Source organism: Paraburkholderia sp. J69-1 (assembly GCF_905220255.1).
GTDB lineage: Bacteria > Pseudomonadota > Gammaproteobacteria > Burkholderiales > Burkholderiaceae > Paraburkholderia.
In genome coordinates this window covers 132988-150568 of the sequence record NZ_CAJMZG010000015.1, presented here as the reverse complement: position 1 = coordinate 150568, position 17581 = coordinate 132988, and the positions used below count along the sequence as shown (strand labels likewise).

The following is a 17581-nucleotide window of genomic DNA, read 5'->3' as shown; positions in this document are numbered from 1 at the left end:
CGTCAATCAGTCAAGCGGAACTTCCTCACGCCAGTCGACCGCCTCTTCAAAATGAGGTTGCTCTGACCTTGCAAGATAAAAATTGCCGATTGCGAGTACATCCATGTTCGTTCGCATGAAGCAACGGTATGCTTCAAAAGGCGTGTTTACAATCGGCTCGCCGCGAACATTGAAGGACGTATTGACCAAAACCGGACATCCCGATCGATCGTAAAACCGTTCTAGAAGCATCCGCAATCTCGGATTACGCTCGCGGTCCACGGTTTGCACACGTGCGGAGAAATCCACGTGTGTGATGGCGGGTAAATCGCTGCGCACGACTTTCAACCGGTCGATTCCCGACAACGCCTGCTGATCCTGCGAAAGCTGCTTGCGAATGGCGGCGGTAACGGGCGAAACCACCAGCATGTAAGGACTTTCGTCGACGATATCGAAATAATGCGCGGCATGCTCCTCAAGGACGATCGGCGCGAATGGCCGGAAAGACTCGCGGAACTTTATCCGGAGATTCATGTTTGACTGCGTATCGGAACGACGCGGATCACCAAGAATCGAACGGCTGCCGAGCGCTCGCGGGCCGAATTCCATGCGTCCCTGGAACCATCCGACTACACCGCCTGCCGTGATGGATTCAATTACCCGATGGTCGAGTTCTTCCTGCGAAAGGAGGTGATATTTCGCACCGCATGAGTCCAGCGCTTCCTTGATCTGTCCGTCGCTATAGTCCGGACCGAGCAACGACCCACTCATGCCATCGAGCGCTCCCGTTTTTAGTTGTCGCCCAGTTACCGCGCGGCGCTTACGGTCGGAGAGAATCGCGGCACCTAATGAACCTCCAGCGTCGCCCGCAGCGGGCTGCACCCAGAGACGATCGAAGGTTCGATCACGCGAAACAACACCATTCGCAACGCAATTGAGCGCTACGCCACCGGCCATGCACAATGATTTCTCCCCGGTGATCTCACGCGCCGTGTTGGCCAGACGCGCGACAATCATCTCCGTGACCTTCTGTACCGACGCGGCCAGATCGAATTCTCGCTCGGTGAGTGGTGATTCTGGCAGTCGGCGCGGGCCGCCGAACAGGCGTTCAAATGTCTCACCGGTCATCACTTCGCCGCGAATAAACTCGAATTTTGTCCAGTCGAGCCGGAAGCTTCCATCCGGCTTCACATCGATCAATTCCGAGAGAATTTTATTAGCGTAAGTGGGCACTCCATAAGGCGCGAGCCCCATGAGTTTGTACTCGCCGGAGTCGACCTTGAAGCCGCAAAAATACGTGAACGCCGAATACAGCAAACCCAACGAATGCGGGAACGAAAGATCCGCCTTTAATTCGATGCCCTTTGCCGTGCCATGCCAGATACTGGTCGTTGCCCATTCGCCCACGCTGTCGATGCACAGTATTGCGGCACTTTTGAACGGGCTCGGAAAAAATGCCGATGCAGCATGAGATTCATGATGGCTATGCACATCAATGCGCCGGCCAGCGCGATCGTTCATATCCTTGAGATAGCGAATCACCTCAAGGTCCATACGACGCTTTGTTGACAGCCACTCGCCCAGCGCTGGTACATAGGTATCGGCCGCCGAAAACCCCGCTACGGCCGCGGTGGCAACGACACGTCGAAACTTGGTCTTTGGATCTTCGTAATAGGCCACGTTATCGACGTCCCGCAAACGCACACCCGCGCGCTGCAGTACAAATTCGATGGCTCGCTTAGGAAACCCCGGATCGTGGCGAATACGGCTAAAGCGCTCTTCCTGAGCTGCCGCGACAATCTTCCCATCGACTACTAGCGTTGCCGCGCTATCGTGATAGAACGCTGAAATGCCAAGCGTAGACGTCATCGAATCGACCTCATTTTTCCGAAAAGTTTTTCGAACACCGTTTGCTCCTTAGGTAGGTTAAGCGCAACAAATCCAGTCCGAACCCGCTCCCAAAGCCCGTCTCGCTCACTTTTCGAAAAGTTGCCGAGATACGCATCCAGGCTTGCGGCTGCCCATGCCGTATGTCCTGTCGAAATGTTGTCTATCGAGTTATGAAGATCGACAAACAGGGTTGGGTAACCATACTTGACCAAAGCCCGATGTGTTCGGCGATAGCCGCCCCCCACACCCGACAGCTCCATCGCGAGGTTAAGACCCAAGATCTCCGCGCACCATGTTTGGGGATAGCGTCCAATCGAAAGCCAAAATACTGGCAGGTTGAAATCATCGTCGCTAAAACAAGGGGCATCTGCATAGCCCTTTTCCTTCGTCGCCGGAAGCTCGCCATAAACGGCCTTGAGCAGATGACGATAAATCACCGGATGGTTTTGCGACTCGATACCATTGCCAAGCTCGTCGAAGAATGTCTCGAACAGTCTGTATCCATGGCCAGTACAGGCCAGCGCAGGATGCGAAAATCCGCCGAGCCAAGCGCCGTCGATCATGGTCAACGGCGCTAACGCGAGGATGTCGCGCACGACACTGTCCTTTTCCGGTATCTCCGCATCCGGTTCGAGTGACCTGCTCGACTTCATGTGCTGGTCCTGCAACCACTGCGCTAATTCGCCCGGTGACCACTTTTCCGGCAGCGGACAATGCCCTTTAGCAACGTGACGTTTCGCACGCGCCAGCCAGTTCGAAACGTATTGCGCGGCGAACCGTTCTTCACAAGAAGACAGTTCCTGGCGAAGAAGTCTCGGATAAATCACCCGGGGTTTTTCACCCTTGAGCATGTACGGCGGCGTTACCTGCACTCCCTGTGCGGCATCCAGCACGCCATCGTCTTTCCACACCGAGTAAGCTGGCGGAAGCAACGGGTTGTCGTCAATAGGGAGTGCAGCGATCCATCGCCTGAAAATTTCTATGTCATCCTTATTAAAAATTCGAAACATTTTTCCGCGTGGCTCAAGCAGGCTGTTCAAGAGCGGGCTTGTGCTGGGACTTCCAGGACGGACATATGCACTACGGCCAAGATTCTCAAGGAAGCGCGCTTCATCGCTTTCCGCGAGCAAGCCTTGCATAGGCTCACGATTGAGCTTTACCTTCTCGTGATAAAGACAGGCATCAGCGCCACGGCGCCGGATCAAGTCGCACGCAGCCTCCCTAGGATCGACCCAGCGCTCCAACACGGCGAGCATGTTCCGGTTGATGTCCTCAGTTTGCTGTCGCGCCCAGAGATAGCCAAGCTGAACCCCGACCATATCCCCGCCATCGCCCAGATACTCCTGAACGGCTGCTTCCGCCAAAGCCCGGAGATCCGCGTCATCGCCCGCGGGATTGCGACACAGATCGAGATACTCTCTGGCATGAACATCATCGTCCGCGATGAAGTCCAAGCAAGGTAGTAATCCACATTGCCGTAAATAAAGATTTGCACCGATGATTTCACTGCATAAAGATTCAGGAAAATTCCCGACTACCAGAATTTGCGCAGCAAAATTAAACGCGCCGTCCGATATCCTGGCATCGTTTCCCGTTCGAAAAATATCCTCCCCCGGAAAATTCAATTGATTCTTCCGGAGCAATTCCTGAAAACGGTGTGATCTTCCCGATTCTGCATAACCCACGCCGAGATCTGCCGCGTGGATTCTTAGCGCCGACATTGCGAAACGGTTTTCGTTGTTCCAGCTTCCGCATACCTTATGAAGTAAATAGGGAATGGAAATAACAAAAGGCGAAATTTCTAACGCCGCTTTCGTACGAATAGCCTTATTCAAATGGTCATCCGTTTCTATAAACGCGGCCAGCCTCTGGAACCCCGCTCTCACGGTTTGGAGCCGTTCATTTGCCGCGCTGGCCAGATTCGCCAGTGAGCGGCGCGAGAAATCAGCCTCGGCGAGATGAGGAAGAAGCTTCGCGAAGACCCGGGTTCGAAGCAAGTCTGCGTTAAATGCGCCTCTTACCTCGCCTTGTGACTGCGCCCCAAGATACCTCGGGAATAGATGTCGGCTCTTCTGCATCAATACATCGGATAGATAGAGGAGTCGTTTTTCTTCTTCGGCTTATTCTTTTTGAACAATGACTTGATAGCGTGAAAAATTTTACTCAGCATTTTCTCTTCAGCCCCTTCATAGATGACGATGTATCGCTCTTGCCACGATTTCGTTACCCACATCGGTAAAATGGGCACGATCGACGAAAATCCATTCTTCGGCAGGACGCTCGCGCAAATCGGTGACAAGATTACCGAATCGAATATCCAGCTCATGGCACCCAATTGCCAGACGTTGTCCATATCGATCTGCAGCTTCTGTCGACGAAATGTCTCCATATAGGTTGTCCCAGGTGCCAAGCCGGGAAATCTTATCGAGTTCGTCGAATAGTTTGCGCTCCTCGGCGCACGGCTGTCGCACCCATGTCGCAAGCGGTTGCATAATGAAGGTGAGTTCAGCACCCAACGAATCTGCGAATTGCTTCCAGGTTCTCAGTCGCTTCTGCGTTTCATGTGACGCAGAAGCGATGGTTTCCTCGATCGGCGGCACCGAAGTAGTTTCCGCGGGCCATTTCGGCAATTTTTGACTCGATAGCCTCGCACCGTTTTCAGAGGCGATTTCGTCGAATTTTTCGTAAAAATCGCCGCAGAAGTAAAAAGGGGGGAGCGTTCCTCGAACGAATTCCGGAAGCCTCGCCATAACGAGCGTATTAAACCCGCCCATTACGACGATATTTTTTATTTTTGGCAGCCGATGCGAGTGAAGCATGAATAGCATCAACTCCTGAACGGCGTTGAAGCAGTGCCCGGCGAAATTCAACCAAGGCATGCCATCCGGATCGAACTCGGAAAGGCGGCTAACTACCGATCGCTTATCGCTGGTTGCGCCATATCCCAACGCCGGCGACGCGCCAACCAGAATATTGACGTACGGCATTTTTTCACTATCGAGCGTGCCAACACTAACGGGACGGCCGAAAGCATCATTCGCGAAACGAAACCCAAGTGCGTCGGTATTGATGGCCTCAGAGCGAAAATTAACCGCATTAAAGTTCATCAAATAAGGCAGATACTGCGATGAACCACGATTCGCGAATCGATCATAGTCGAGCATCTGCGGAGTCAGTGCGACACGTGCAAGACTCGGGTCATCAAGTGAAATGGGCTTGCGATTTCTAAACATGAATTGACTACTCTTCCTAAAGCGAATGGTTAAACACGCCTCTAGATGTCGCCAATACCAGTGCGACCACTTGCAACTCACACTCAACCAACGACATGCCGAGTCAAATAAGTGAGAGCGCAGTTTGAGCTATACAGATCTGTCTGTCCATCGTTTCTTAAATAATATTCGTAGTGCATATCACCGGAAATGAATTTCGAAAGCGTTCTGCCTCAGCCTACTATTTGCTTTCAACATCGGGCAATGATGAGCTTTCAGGATCCTTGAGGTCATAAGAGTCGTCTAAGATGTCGCCGCCCAAAGTACGATCGTCGAACGGACTTTTTTTGGCGTCGACTCACGCCTTGCTAAGATACAGGGCTGTCTGTATACGACGACCTGGGGTGGTCGTCACTTTCAGAAACCTGAACGAGGAGCAAATGATGCTGGGTTGTGGAACAACACACATTTTGGTCGGAGACAATTCCCAAAAAAAGAATATCGAGGGTGGCGCGGAAGTGGATGCACGCTCTCTTGCAACCTTCGCGCGTTCGCTCGTGGCCGATGGCGAACTGTCCTCGCGATGGGACCGCGAACAGGAATTGACCCATACGTTGGCAAACAATGCCAACGGTGCGTTGCAACGGGCGTTCAAGTCGGAGGACGTCGACGCTCTCCATGACATCCACTCGACACTCTTCGTCCTGAACGAACTCCACATCGCACCGGCTGGAACCGCCGCGGCGCAGAACCAGTTTGACCCGCACCTGCTTGCGCTTCGTAACAAGATCGAGCAAGCGTGGTTTCAAACCGAATTCCCGCACTACGCGCAACAGACGTCACAACTGGCGAAAGAGCCGGTAGTCGATGCGGTCCGGCACATGTGGGTGACGTCTGAGGCAGGCACACACTCGCTATTTGATTTTCTGGAATCCGAAGCCACGTTGTCACAAATGATCGCGTTCTTCCAGAGTGATGCCGCGTTGAATACCCGTTTCTTCGATTTGCTCGCATTTGCACTGATTGGTTCGTCAAGCAACGTGCGAAAGGAACTCATCCAGAACATGTGGGACGAAGCAGGACGCGGCGACCCGGAAAAAGGCCACGTTCATCTCTTTGAAAACCTGCTGAGATCGGTTGGGGTGGATTCTCAACCCGATGTGCGGCATCTGGATCTCGGCCTTTACGGTCTGATTGGGCATAACCTGTTTATGACGACCTGTGCAAGCCGGCAGCACTATTTCAAGTCGCTGGGCGTGATGGCGATTACTGAATTGATGGACCCCACCCATTACGAGAAGCTAGTGCGCGGATGCAAACGGCTGGGTCTCGGCGGCAATGGCGAGCTGGAATACTATGAAGAGCACGTCACCATCGACGTAATCCACGGCGAGGGCTGGCTGCACAATGTGATTGCGCCGATCACATCGGCAAATCCAGCAGCGGCCGACGAAATCCTTTTTGGGGCACACCTGCGACTGAAAACATGTACAGCCTACTACGACGAACTGCAAGCAAAACTTGCTTTGCATAAGTAAGACGCATGCAGCGCCGGGAATTCCGCCGGCGTGATATTCTGACAGATCAGGAGTTTGCGCTTCGAATCCCTCTTTGGGCAATGCGAATACGACTTTTTCGTGTTGAACCTGGCGGGATTCCTTGCACGACAAGTCAGAGCAGGCAAGAAGATGAGTGAAAAAAGGCAGAATATCGTCGACACCGCGATGCGTTTGTTCGCACAGTTCGGCTATCAAGCCGTTGGCATCGATCGGATCATCGCAGAGTCCGGCGTCGCGAAGATGACGATGTACAAGTACTTCCCTTCCAAGAACGATTTGATTATCGAAGTTCTTGCGCAACGGGAGGCGACAGTCGCTGAAGGCTTGATCGCTTTCGTCAACAGTAAGTCCGATCCTCTCGCTCGGGTCAAAGCTGTGTATGAATGGCACGATGGCTGGATTCACGACAACAGCTTCGCGGGATGTATGTTCATCAACGCGGCGACAGAACATGCCGCGCGCGAGGCGCGAGTTCTCGAAGCCGCCTCCGGTCAGAAGCGCCGTTTCATTGCCTTTTTCGAGCAGTTGCTCACACCGATCGTCGGCGAGAAGCGCGCTGCCGATGATGCGCGCAAATTGATGATCCTGCTTGATGGCGCGATCGTCGCGGCCCAGGTTTACGGCAATCACCAGGCGGCAATGGATGCCTGGGAGATCGCCCAAACCCTTATCGAGTCCAGATAAGTCATTCGTGATGCCTGAAGTCGCAAGTTGCGATGAGCCTGAATTGCGCTCCGGGCGTCACTTGCGACCTCACTAGAAAGCGCAAATTCTAGCTGCGCGATTGCAGAGCAATGCGCACGGCGAGCCCGGCCAACACCATGCCCATCAACCAACGTTGAACCAGCGCCCAAACCGGACGACCCGTAAGAAACGCGGCCACAGAACCGGCCATGCTGGCGATTAACGCATTGACCGTCAGACTAACCGCAATCTGCACGCAGCCGAGCATCAGCGATTGCGCGAGAACGCTGCCATGTCCCGGCGAGATGAATTGCGGCAGCAGCGAAAGATACATCACAGCAATCTTCGGATTTGTGAGATTCGTCACGAAGCCCATCATAAAGAGTTTCCGGCTGCTGTCGTGTGCCAGTTGCCGGACCTGAAACGCAGAGCGACCACCTGGTTTGACCGCCTGCCAAGCGAGATACAACAAATATAAGGCGCCGGCAAAGCGCAGTGCGTCATACGCGTAAGGCACGGTGAGCACGAGCGCAGTGATCCCAAACGCGGCGCAGAACATATAGAAAACAAACCCCATGGCAACGCCGCCAAGCGACAGAAGCCCGGCGCGGCGTCCCTGGCAGATCGAACGCGAGATCAGATAAATCATATTCGGCCCGGGGGTCAAGACCATGCCGAGTGAGACGAGTCCGAATGCAAGCAGAGTAGGCAGGGCCGGCACGGCGATCTCCTTTGTTATAGAGAAATTAGGATGGCAAGTTCCGTAGAATATATTGCATATTGGTTCTGCTTAGTGTGAATAAACTGCATGTGACGCATGAACCCTTTTCATCGCATCTGCGGCTCGTTACTTTGTCTTTTTCGCCAGCGTCTTGGTCGCGTTTTTCGACCTCATGCGTTGCGCAGCAGCAAGACGCACAAATTCGTCAGTGACCGCATTGCCGCTCGTGTTCCATGAGAGACGCACCGAGCGATGCAATTGTGGCGTGAGTTCCAAAACCTGGCCGCCGAACGGCGTGTAAGTCAACGTAATGCGCGGAACGATCGACACACCCATCCCCGCCTCAGCCATAGAGAGGATCGTGCGCATTTCGACAACGTTGAATTCGGTGTGAAGTTGCGCCCCAGCGCGTGCGAAATAGTCGGCAATCACTGGCCCGCATCCAGCCTTTGAGAAAATAAACGGCGACGCCGATAACTGTTTTGCCGACACACTTTTGCGGCCGTCAAACGTGCCTTCCGCCGCAACCGCGACGAAATTTTCGTCGAGCAGCGGTAAATTGTTGGCGAATGCTCTAGTGCCTGCCACTGCGCCCACGTCGACGGTACCGTCCTCGATCCATGCCTCAACTTCCGCGTCAGTGCCTTCGAGCAACACCGCCGACACTCCCGGATGTAACCCCTTCAATTCTTCGAGCGCGGGCACGATGAAAGCAAGCGAAACGCTCGGCAGCGATGCGACGACCAGCCTTCCCTCCAGCTTGCCGCGCGAAAGGCTGAACTGGTGACGCAGCGCCTGAGCTTCCTGCACCACGTTTCGAACGTATGGCCATAGACGCTCACCGGCAGCGGTCAAGAGAACCGGCTGCCGGTCACGCATCAGCAGCTTGACCTGCGTTGTGTCTTCCAATTCAGTCAAAGCGTGACTTATGGCCGATTGACTGCGATTGAGTCGGTTCGCGGCTTCCGTCAGCGAACCTAGTTCAACCACAGCGGCGAGTGCCTGCAATTGGGCGAGCGTCATCTCATCTCCTTGTTCCGATACACCTATATCTTCAGCAGATCTTGAATCATTGCAAATTATATTCAACGGGCTTGCTGACAACGAAAGCTCAACCGCAGCCCAAAGTCTTTCGCCCGTTGTAGGTAAGCGCTAATGGGCACACGTTGGATCTGAAAGCGAATGCGTGTAGGCTTGCGCCCGCAGCTCGCTGGGCTCGTCCGTCAGTCATCGATACGGCAGCTTGCCAGTGCCCCCCATTCAAGCCTGTTTCGTTTCGCGTTGCCTGCCTTCGCAGGCCGCCCTTCCTTCACCGCTCCAATGACTACGATGCGACATGGCGCCTACGTGCGCCTCACGTTTAACCTCACGCGAGTACACATATGAGCGCAATCGGAAAGGCGATCGAAGGACTGGCGCATGACGTCGGTCAGGCGGTCGAAGGCGTCGCCAAGGGTATCGGCGGCGTGGTCAAGGGTGGCACGGAGCTCGTCGAAGGCGCGCTGACGCTCAACCCGAAAAAGATGGGTGAAGGGCTCGGCGATGCCGTTGGCGGCGCGCTGAAAACGGGCACAAATCTGCTGCAACTCACGCCTGAAGGCCTCGAAGCGAGCGCGGCCAATCATTTGTTGGACGGCGCGCTCGGTGCCTTGGGAGACACCGGCATGAACAGCGGCCTCGCAATGACCGGTGTGCTCGCCGCGCAAGACCTCGTGCGCGGCGAGGGTGCGGGTCTTACCATTTGAACGGAGGCACGACATGGACACGCTCACCCAGACGCCCGCACCGGTGGCATCTTCTTCATCGATAAAGTTGCATTCGCAACCGTTGACCGACTACAACACGCCTGAGGCGCTAGGCGCTGATCTCATGGCCAGCATCCGCGACAACGAGCTCGATCGCGCGCAAGCGCTGCTCGAGCGCCTCAACACCGAGTATCCGCAAACGCGGGACCTGCTCGTCTTTCCGGTGATGATCGCCATCCAGCGCGGCCGCGCGCACGACGCCTGGCAATACGTCAACGGTGCGGGCGACGAACACACGGCGCTCAAGGCGCTGTGCCTGCGTCGCCTGAACGACCCGGCATGGCACGGCTACGCGCAGAGCGCCTGCGAGCATTCCGACGTGCATGTGCGCAAAGCGATGCGTAATCTGCTCGGCAGCCAGGACGCCGACGACCTGCACGAGAGCTATCGTTGAGCCGATTGCGGCTCGCGGCGCGCGCGGATCTCGACGTCTATTTCGACGCCGATTCGCGCCGCTACGGCTTCGTCCCCGGAAGCGGGCGCGCCATCGCGGCGCGCGTCGCTTTTTTTGCGCGCTATCGCGATTGCCCGTCGATCGGTTTCGAGTGCGATGGCCGCGCAATCGGCGGCATCCTGTTCGATGGCGAAACCGCGCATATCGCCGTGCTGGAGCAATACCACGGCCACTGGGCGCGCCTGCTCGCACCCGCGCTCGACTGGCTGTTCGCGCTGCAACCCGTGATCTTCGCGGAAGTGGAAGCCGACAACGCCGTGTGCCTCAGATTCATGCGCCGCAACGGCTGGCCCGCTGTCGCGCGACGCGGACACTGGATCGTGCACCGTATGACGAAGCGCGCGTGATGCATCGAATCTCATCGAGCAAGCAAAAAGGGGCGGCTGATTTTTCAGCGCCCCTTTTTCACAGTAGCGGCGCACGAAGCGCCGCAGGTTTCGCGTACCGCTCAGACCAGGCCTTGCGCCGCGTTCTGGAAGTTCTGGATGCCGGAGTTGCCATCCGCACCCGCGACGTCATGCGTTTCGATCTTGTTGAACGTATCGGGATTCGCGAGCATCGTCTTCGCGGCCTGCTGGACTTCGGCCGACGGCTTCTGTTCGTTGCCGCCCGCCGCTTCGCCTTGCGAGAGCTTGTAGAGGTCCTCCACGTTCAGCGCCTTGTTGCCGTTGGTGCCCATGTAGCCGGCCAGCGCCCCCGCCGCTTCGTTCGTGCCCATCGCGTTTGCGCCGCTGGCGTCGTCGGTGCCGGACGTGCCGCCCGCGTTGTTCGCGCCGCCCGTGCTGCCAGAGTCGCCGGTTGCGATATTGCCTTGTGCGGCGTTCTCGAAGTTCTCGATGCCCGACTTGCCGTCCGCGCCCGCGACGTCGTTGGTTTCGATCTGCTTGAAGGTATCGGGATTCTGCAGCATGAATTTCGCTGCCTGCTGTACTTCCGCCGACGGCTTCTGGCCATTGCCGCCCGCCGACTGCCCTTGCGCAAGCTTGTAGAGATCATTCATGTCCAGCGCCTTGTTGCCATTCGTGCCCATGTAGCCCGCGAGTGCGCCCGACGCGCTCTGCGCATTCATCGACGAACCGTCGTCGCCCACGCCGCTTGCGTCGCCCGTGTCGCTGGTTCCGCCCGTGCTTCCCGTGCTGCCGTCATCGCCGCCAGCACCGCTGGCGTCGTCGAGCGCAATGTTGCCCTGCGCGGCGTTCTGGAAATTCTGGATGCCCGACTTGCCGTCCGCACCGGCAACGTCGTTGGTTTCGATCTGCTTGAACGTGTCGGGATTCTGCAGCATGAATTTCGCGGCCTGCTGCACCGCCGGCGACGGCGTCTGCCCATTACCTCCTGCCGACTGCCCTTCCGCGAGCTTGTAGAGATCGTTCATGTCGAGCGACTGGTTGCCATTGGTGCCCATGTAGCCCGCCAGCGCTCCCGATGCGCTCTGCGCGTTCATGCCGTCGCCGCCGGAACCGCCCGTCCCGCCTACCCCACCTGCCCCCCCCGTACCGCCCGTACCGCCCGTGCCACCGGTGCCGCCCGATGAGCCGTCACCGCCATCCCCGAGTTCAGCTAGATCCTTTTCGAGCGCCTTCGCGAGTTCCGGGCCGAGCACCTTGGCGAGTTCCTTCATCAGCGCGCTATCCTGGCCGCCCGTGCCGCTCACGTCGTCCGTCGATTGAAACTGGCCGCCGCTGATCGACGGATCGAGATTGAGAGAGACCATGATGTTGTCCTGTGAGAGTAAGTTAAGAGACGCTCAAAACCGCCGTTATCCATGACGGATTCAGTGAAATGAACGCGCCGCCACCCGGCGCGCCGATGAACCACGAATTTCGCAATCTTTTATATTTATTACGGATTCCATATCGACAAACTGTCGCCGAATCACGCATCGCCAGACGTCAGGCGCGCATCCACATCATCGAAGACGTGCAGGCGTCGCGTGCCGGCGTGGCGTCGGCTTTGGCAGGCAGCGCCGCCTGCTGGGTGGCCGCCGCCTGCGCGAGCAGCCGGTTGCCGATTTGCGCGGCGTGCGGATACGCATCCTGATCGACCGCGGTGCGCGCATAACTGTGCCAGAGCGGATCTTCGAGCCCGTACAGACAGACGGCCATCAGCACTGCATGCATGGCCGAGCGCTGCGCCTCTGCGTCGGCGTCTTCCAGTACGCGGCGTGCCGCGTCCCACTCGCCGCGCCGCACATGGCGCCACGCCATCACCGTGCCTGCGCCGCGCCAGCGCGGCCGCAGCACGCGGATCGCTTCGAGCAGATCCTCGAAGTCCGCCGGGTCTTCGAGCTGCGATGCGTTCCATAGCACCTTTGCGAGCCCGCCCGCGACGTCTTCCCTCAATCGTGTGTAAGTCACTATTCCCTCGCGAGCCCTCGGGGCCATCAGGTCGAATTGCCGGGAAAGACGCGGCGCGCGCGGCGCGTCGTCGTCCTTCATGCGATGCCGCTAGTCTGCCTGCGCCGCGCGCCGCCGACGCGCAGCGATGCGAACCGCGCGCTCGCCATGCGAACCGATCGCGCGCGCGGCGATGCCTTTCGCTGCCCCGCGTGGCTTCGATATGGGCATGGAAACCGGCGCAAGTGGCGGCGCGGCCAGCAGCGCGAGCGCCGTGTCCGTGGCCTCCTCGTCGTCGCCCGCCGCGGCGGCCTTGCGCGCGTAGCTGCGCCACGACGCCTCGCCGAGCGCATACAGACACACGGCAGCCAGCGCCGTGCCGAGCGCGCTCAACCCCGCGCGCCGCTCCACGTCACGTAACTCGCCAAGTGCGCGCCGCCACGCGCGCACGCGCAGATAGCGCCACGCCAATGCGATCCGCGCACGCGGCGCATCCGGTTGGAGAATGTCGATCGCATGGGCTAGCTCGTCGAGATCGGCAAGCGACGCGAGCGCGTCGTGCCGCGCCGCACGCCACAGCAGACGCACGAGCGCCGCCACGATGCCGCTCTCCAGCGGATCGATCGTCGTCGCGTGAGCGGCGGCGTCATGCGCATCGTGCTGCGTCATTGCGCACCGCCCTTCGCTGCCGCAGCCGGCGCCGCAGACGGCTTGCCGCCACCCGCGCGCGCCTCGCCCACCACATCGCCCTCCACCTCGCCGCGCGACAGCGCCTGCGCCTGCGCGCTGAGCCCCGTGAGCGCGATCTGCCCACGCACCTGGGCGAGGAACACGCCCGCAAGCAGCGCCAGCAATAGAATCGTCAGCGCGCCCTTCACCGGTTGCGCGAGCGAACCCAGTTCGAGCTTTTGCGACATCTTGCTCGTGAAGCCGAAGCCGATATCCACGAGCAACAGCATCAGCATCATCGGCGCGGCGAGCTTGGCGACGGTCTCCATCAGCGAATCCGTCTGATGCAACACGAAGCTCTCCAGCACCTGCCCGCCCGCCGGAACGAGCGCGCCGAGCGGCCACCATCGATACGAGTCATAGAGCGCGCCCAGCAGAAACGTCATTCCGCCGAGCAGCCAGAACGCGGCGATGGCGAACTGGCTCAAAAGCGCGGATGTGAGCGAGCTCTGCTGACCCTGGCTTGGGTTCTGCATCTGCACGTTGTTGTAGCCCGCGAGGTCGTCCACATAGACGCCCACACTCTCGGCGGCCCAGAACACCGACGACGCCGCGAAGCCAAACACCAGCCCCAGCAGCGCTTCCTTGATGCCGATCGCCACCAGCAGCAGCGGGGTGGAATCTTCGTAGAAGCCCTGCTGCCCCCAGGCCACGAAGACGCTCCACAACAGCGCGAGCGCGGTGCGCACGCGGCCCTGCAACACGCCGTCGGCGGTGGGCGGGAATATGATCATGAGCACCATGAGACGCTCGCTACACAGTGCGAGCAGGGTCACGAAACCGACCAGATGGTGGCCGGCCATGAGTGTCTGATAAGTGATGTCGTTCATCGCAAGCAGGCTCTCCGGATAACTCAGGCGGCGCACGCGGGGCGTCGCTGTTCGCTTGTCTCTTCTTCCTCGGCATCTTCGCGCGCTTGCGCCAGCGCCTGCGCGAGCCGGTCGCGATGGTGCGTGTAGACGTCGATGCGCGCGCGATTGCGCACGATGCGCAGACGCGCCTCGGCGCACGCGGCCTCGCTCACGGCCAGCATCTGCACGGCGCGCGCCGTATCGCCTTCACACGCCGCCAGTCGCGCCGATTCCTCGGCGCGCCACTCGCGCAGCGCGAGCAAGACGTCGGGACGAAACGCGCCGTCCAGCATCGCGTCGAGCTTCGCATCTTCCAGCGCGAGCTTCGCGGCCTGCGCTTCGGTCTGAGCGCGGCTTGCCGAGAGCGCGTGTGTCTTCTGCGCGACATCGGCGCGCTGCGCGGCCAGCGCCGCGTCGAGCTTGCGCCCGAGCGCCTCGCGACGCGACAGCACGCGATCGATTGCGATCACCCGGCGATCCTTCATGACGCCACGATCTCCGCGAGATGGCCGAGCGTCTCATCGAAATCGACCAGCAGGTCGGTCGGCTGGCCGAGAAAAGCGCGGATCGCCTCGATTTTCTGCACCGCTTCGTCGGCCACCGGATCGGCGCCGCTCTGGTATTCGCCTACCTGGATCAGCAGCTCCACTTCCTTGTGTTTGGCGAGCAGGCGGCGCACGTGCCCGGCCACGCCCACATGCTCGCGGCTCACGACCTGGGACATCACACGCGAGAGACTGGCGCTCACGTCGATGGCCGGATAGCGGTTCTGCGCCGCGATCTCGCGCGACAGGATCATGTGTCCGTCGAGAATGCCGCGCACTTCCTCGGCGATCGGATCGCCGCCCGATTCGTCTTCGGCCAGCACCGTGTAGAGCGCCGTGATCGAGCCGCGTTCGGCGCGGCCCGTACGTTCGAGCAGGCGCGGCAGCTCCGCGAAGATCGAGGGCGGGAAGCCGCGCCGCGTGGGCGGCTCGCCCATGGCCAGGCCGATCTCGCGCTGCGCGCGCGCAAATCGCGTCAGCGAATCCATCATCAGCAGCACGCGCTGGCCGCGATCGCGGAAGTATTCGGCGACGGCGGTGGCCGCGTAGGCGGCTTTGGCGCGTTCGATGGAGGAGCGATCGGAGGTCGCGCACACCACCACCGAGCGCGCCATGCCTTCCTCGCCCAGAATGTGCTCGCAGAATTCGCGCACTTCGCGGCCACGCTCGCCGATCAAGGCGATCACGTTCACATCGCAGCGCGCGCCGCGCGCGAACATGCCCATCAGCGTGCTCTTGCCCACGCCAGCAGGCGCGAAAATGCCCATGCGCTGACCTTCGGCGAGCGTCATCATGCCGTCCACGACGCGCACGCCGGTGGGCAGCGGCGTGTCGAGCACGGGGCGGCTCATCGGATCGGGCGGATCGGCGATCACGGGTTGCCACGCGTCGCAATCGAGCGGGCCCTTGCCGTCGACGGGCTCGCCCAGGCTGTCGATCACGCGGCCGAGCAGACCCGTGCCGATGCGCAGCGCGAGCGGCCGGCCAAGACCGCGCACGCGGGTCTCGCGCGAAACGTTGCCCAGCCGCCCAAACGGCGAAAGCAAGGCGATGCCGCGCGTGAAGCCCACGACTTCCGCGCGTTGCAGCAGCGCGCCTTGCGGCGAGCGCAGTTCGCAGAGTTCGCCGAGCTGCGCGTCGAGGCCCGCGACCTTGATAAGCGTGCCGATCACTTCCTGGATCTTGCCGTAGCCCGACGCGCGCACGGGCATGCGCAATTCGCGTTCGAGGTCGGCGGTGAAACGGTCGAAACTTGCCGATTGTGCTGGGGCATTGGTGGTACTCATGGCGCGTCGGCTTCCTGCAACGAGGCGGGTTGTTCGAGCGCGATTGCCATCTCCACCGGCACATCGATTTGCGCTTTGATTTGCGCGTCGTCCGGCGTGTCGCTGTGCTCGTCGAGCGCCCGCGCCAGCGCCTCGCGCAGCGCTTCAAACTGCACGTCCAGGCCCGCATCCACGGTGCCGAGTTCGCTCTCGCACAGGCAAGCGCCGGTTTGCAGCGCCGCGTCGGCGCGAACGCGCACCCGCACCGCGCGGCCCAGATCGCGCGCCTGCGCCGCGAATTCCGCAAAAGCCTGAGTGGCCGCTGAGAGCCGCGTCGGATGCACGGCCACGTCGAGCACGCTGCCATCGGCGACAATGTTGTCGAGCGTGGACGTCGCGCGGCGCAACAGTTCGGCCGGATCGCTCGCGGCCACCATCCGTTCGACGGCAAGCACCACCAGTTCGGCAAGACGCGCGCGTTCGCGCCGCGCCACCGCTTGCGCGGCTGCATCGGGCTGCCGCAAGTGGCGCGCGTGCCAATCCGCGAGCGCGTCGCGCAGCCCCGCCGCGCGGCCTTCGCGCGCGGCGTCGGCGTGACGAGCTGCGGCTTCGGCGAGCTGCGCCGCAGCCTGCGCCTGCGCTGTTTCGCGCAGCGCGCAGGCGTCTGTGTGGGCGGCGTCGAGCATCGCATCGCAGCGCGCCTGCAGCGCGGCGAGCGCTTCGTCCATGTCCACCAGTTCCGCCAGTTCATGCGCACGCAGGACATCGTGTTCGACGCCCGCTCCCGCGCCCGCGGCGCAGCCCTCGCGCGACGCATTGCGCAACCAGATCATCATGCTGCCTCCACCAGAAGTTCGGGCAGACGCGCAGCGAGCGCGTCCGCAATCGTCGTGCGGGGCGTGCTCGCGTCGTCGAGTTCGGGCCACGCTGCCTGCAGCGCGTCGTTCGGCAACGCGAAGCGCATCAGCGCGAACGCCTCGCCGCATTCGCGCGCGAGCCGCTCGAAACCCCGCGCCGCGAGCGTATCGGCGATATCGGGCGCGCCCGCATCGAGCGCCGCTTCACGGTGCAAATCGCGGTGCAAATCGCGCGGCATCGAGAGCAGCACGCGCACGCCGCTCTCGCCGAGCCACTGCGCGAGTAGCGCGCGGCGCGGCCTGTCGATCCATGCGCGGATTTCATCGGCGTGCTCGCAAAGCACGCGCAAGCGCCAAATTCGTTGTGCATCTAACGGATTGATCAGCGCGAGCGCCGCACCCGGCGACGCAAAACAGGCGAGCGGCGGCACCGGCACGCCAGCATCCGCGAGCACGGCTTCGGCCAGCGCTTCATTGCTTCGGTCATTGCTTCGGTCCTCGCTTCGAGTGCGGCTTCGATCCACGCCGCCCGGCACGCCCGCCGTGCGCCACAAGCGCTCGCGTCGCAATGGATGCATCCAGTCGAGCAAGGTGCGCCGCCGATGCCGGTAGCGCGCGAGCCGCGCCGCGATCACACGCGCGCTCTGGCTGGCGTCGGCGTTCTCAAGTGTGCGGTCGTTCATGAGCGTTTCCA

At 60.2% G+C, this 17581-nt stretch carries 18 protein-coding genes; 5 read left to right on the top strand and 13 right to left on the bottom strand.

From position 1 onward, the window contains the following. Positions 1–6: 6 nt before the first annotated feature. The 3 genes from U5A67_RS25915 to U5A67_RS25905 all read right to left on the bottom strand — a co-directional run bounded on the left by U5A67_RS25915 (position 7) and on the right by U5A67_RS25905 (position 5102). Positions 7–1848, bottom strand: a complete 1842-nt coding sequence (locus U5A67_RS25915) for a carbamoyltransferase (protein WP_321816607.1) — start codon at positions 1846–1848, stop codon at positions 7–9. Continuing rightward, a complete protein-coding gene (locus U5A67_RS25910; protein WP_321816608.1) occupies positions 1845–3947 on the bottom strand; it encodes an iron-containing redox enzyme family protein in 2103 nt (700 codons plus the stop codon). Before U5A67_RS25910 ends, U5A67_RS25915 begins: the two co-directional genes overlap by 4 nt. A gap of 108 nt (positions 3948–4055) precedes the next feature. Beyond that, entirely contained in the window at positions 4056–5102 is a 1047-nt protein-coding gene (locus tag U5A67_RS25905) for a hypothetical protein (RefSeq protein ID WP_321816609.1), read from the bottom strand. A 383-nt stretch (positions 5103–5485) separates the two neighbouring features. Between U5A67_RS25905 and U5A67_RS25900 the strand changes: the two genes are divergently transcribed. Both U5A67_RS25900 and U5A67_RS25895 read left to right on the top strand, forming a co-directional pair. Continuing rightward, positions 5486–6619, top strand: a complete 1134-nt coding sequence (locus U5A67_RS25900) for an iron-containing redox enzyme family protein (protein ID WP_321816610.1) — start codon at positions 5486–5488, stop codon at positions 6617–6619. Between the two features lie 54 nt (positions 6620–6673). Continuing rightward, positions 6674–7324 carry a TetR/AcrR family transcriptional regulator gene (locus U5A67_RS25895; protein ID WP_321816611.1) on the top strand — a complete coding sequence of 217 codons (651 nt, stop codon included), beginning with the start codon at positions 6674–6676 and terminating at the stop codon, positions 7322–7324. Between the two features lie 88 nt (positions 7325–7412). Here U5A67_RS25895 and U5A67_RS25890 read toward each other — a convergent pair whose 3' ends face one another. Further along, positions 7413–8045, bottom strand: a complete 633-nt coding sequence (locus tag U5A67_RS25890) for a LysE family translocator (RefSeq protein ID WP_321816612.1) — start codon at positions 8043–8045, stop codon at positions 7413–7415. Positions 8046–8171: 126 nt separating this feature from the next. Continuing rightward, a complete protein-coding gene (locus U5A67_RS25885; protein WP_321816613.1) occupies positions 8172–9068 on the bottom strand; it encodes a LysR family transcriptional regulator in 897 nt (298 codons plus the stop codon). 359 nt (positions 9069–9427) lie between these two features. On the opposite strand from U5A67_RS25885, the gene U5A67_RS25880 reads away from it, so the two are divergent. Genes U5A67_RS25880 through U5A67_RS25870 form a run of 3 tightly spaced genes read left to right on the top strand, consistent with a single transcriptional unit; the run spans position 9428 to position 10651 of the window. Further along, positions 9428–9790, top strand: a complete 363-nt coding sequence (locus U5A67_RS25880; RefSeq protein ID WP_321816614.1) for a hypothetical protein — start codon at positions 9428–9430, stop codon at positions 9788–9790. Positions 9791–9803: 13 nt separating this feature from the next. Further along, entirely contained in the window at positions 9804–10244 is a 441-nt protein-coding gene (locus U5A67_RS25875) for an HrpB1 family type III secretion system apparatus protein (RefSeq protein WP_321816615.1), read from the top strand. Then, the gene (locus tag U5A67_RS25870) at positions 10241–10651 is read left to right on the top strand and encodes a GNAT family N-acetyltransferase (RefSeq protein ID WP_321816616.1); all 411 of its coding nucleotides are present in this window, start codon (positions 10241–10243) and stop codon (positions 10649–10651) included. The genes U5A67_RS25875 and U5A67_RS25870 overlap by 4 nt, the downstream gene beginning before the upstream one ends. Positions 10652–10752: 101 nt before the next feature. Here U5A67_RS25870 and U5A67_RS25865 read toward each other — a convergent pair whose 3' ends face one another. The 8 genes from U5A67_RS25865 to U5A67_RS25830 form a co-directional block, all read right to left on the bottom strand. Beyond that, complete coding sequence (locus U5A67_RS25865) at positions 10753–12018, bottom strand: hypothetical protein (protein WP_321816617.1); 1266 nt, start codon at positions 12016–12018, stop codon at positions 10753–10755. Positions 12019–12196: 178 nt separating this feature from the next. Continuing rightward, positions 12197–12661 (bottom strand): HrpB1 family type III secretion system apparatus protein, encoded by a 465-nt coding sequence (locus U5A67_RS25860; protein ID WP_205986413.1) that lies wholly within the window; start codon positions 12659–12661, stop codon positions 12197–12199. 90 nt (positions 12662–12751) lie between these two features. Next, positions 12752–13309 (bottom strand): HrpB1 family type III secretion system apparatus protein, encoded by a 558-nt coding sequence (locus tag U5A67_RS25855; protein ID WP_321816618.1) that lies wholly within the window; start codon positions 13307–13309, stop codon positions 12752–12754. Further along, the gene (gene sctT / locus U5A67_RS25850) at positions 13306–14199 is read right to left on the bottom strand and encodes a type III secretion system export apparatus subunit SctT (protein WP_321816619.1); all 894 of its coding nucleotides are present in this window, start codon (positions 14197–14199) and stop codon (positions 13306–13308) included. Before sctT ends, U5A67_RS25855 begins: the two co-directional genes overlap by 4 nt. Before the next feature lie 23 nt (positions 14200–14222). Further along, positions 14223–14705, bottom strand: a complete 483-nt coding sequence (locus tag U5A67_RS25845; protein WP_321816620.1) for a type III secretion system protein — start codon at positions 14703–14705, stop codon at positions 14223–14225. Beyond that, positions 14702–16051 (bottom strand): type III secretion system ATPase SctN, encoded by a 1350-nt coding sequence (gene sctN / locus U5A67_RS25840; RefSeq protein WP_321816621.1) that lies wholly within the window; start codon positions 16049–16051, stop codon positions 14702–14704. Before sctN ends, U5A67_RS25845 begins: the two co-directional genes overlap by 4 nt. Next, positions 16048–16866 (bottom strand): FliH/SctL family protein, encoded by an 819-nt coding sequence (locus U5A67_RS25835; RefSeq protein ID WP_321816622.1) that lies wholly within the window; start codon positions 16864–16866, stop codon positions 16048–16050. The genes sctN and U5A67_RS25835 overlap by 4 nt, the downstream gene beginning before the upstream one ends. Next, positions 16863–17570, bottom strand: a complete 708-nt coding sequence (locus U5A67_RS25830) for a type III secretion protein HrpB4 (protein ID WP_321816623.1) — start codon at positions 17568–17570, stop codon at positions 16863–16865. The genes U5A67_RS25835 and U5A67_RS25830 overlap by 4 nt, the downstream gene beginning before the upstream one ends. Between the last annotated feature and the right edge of the window lie 11 nt (positions 17571–17581).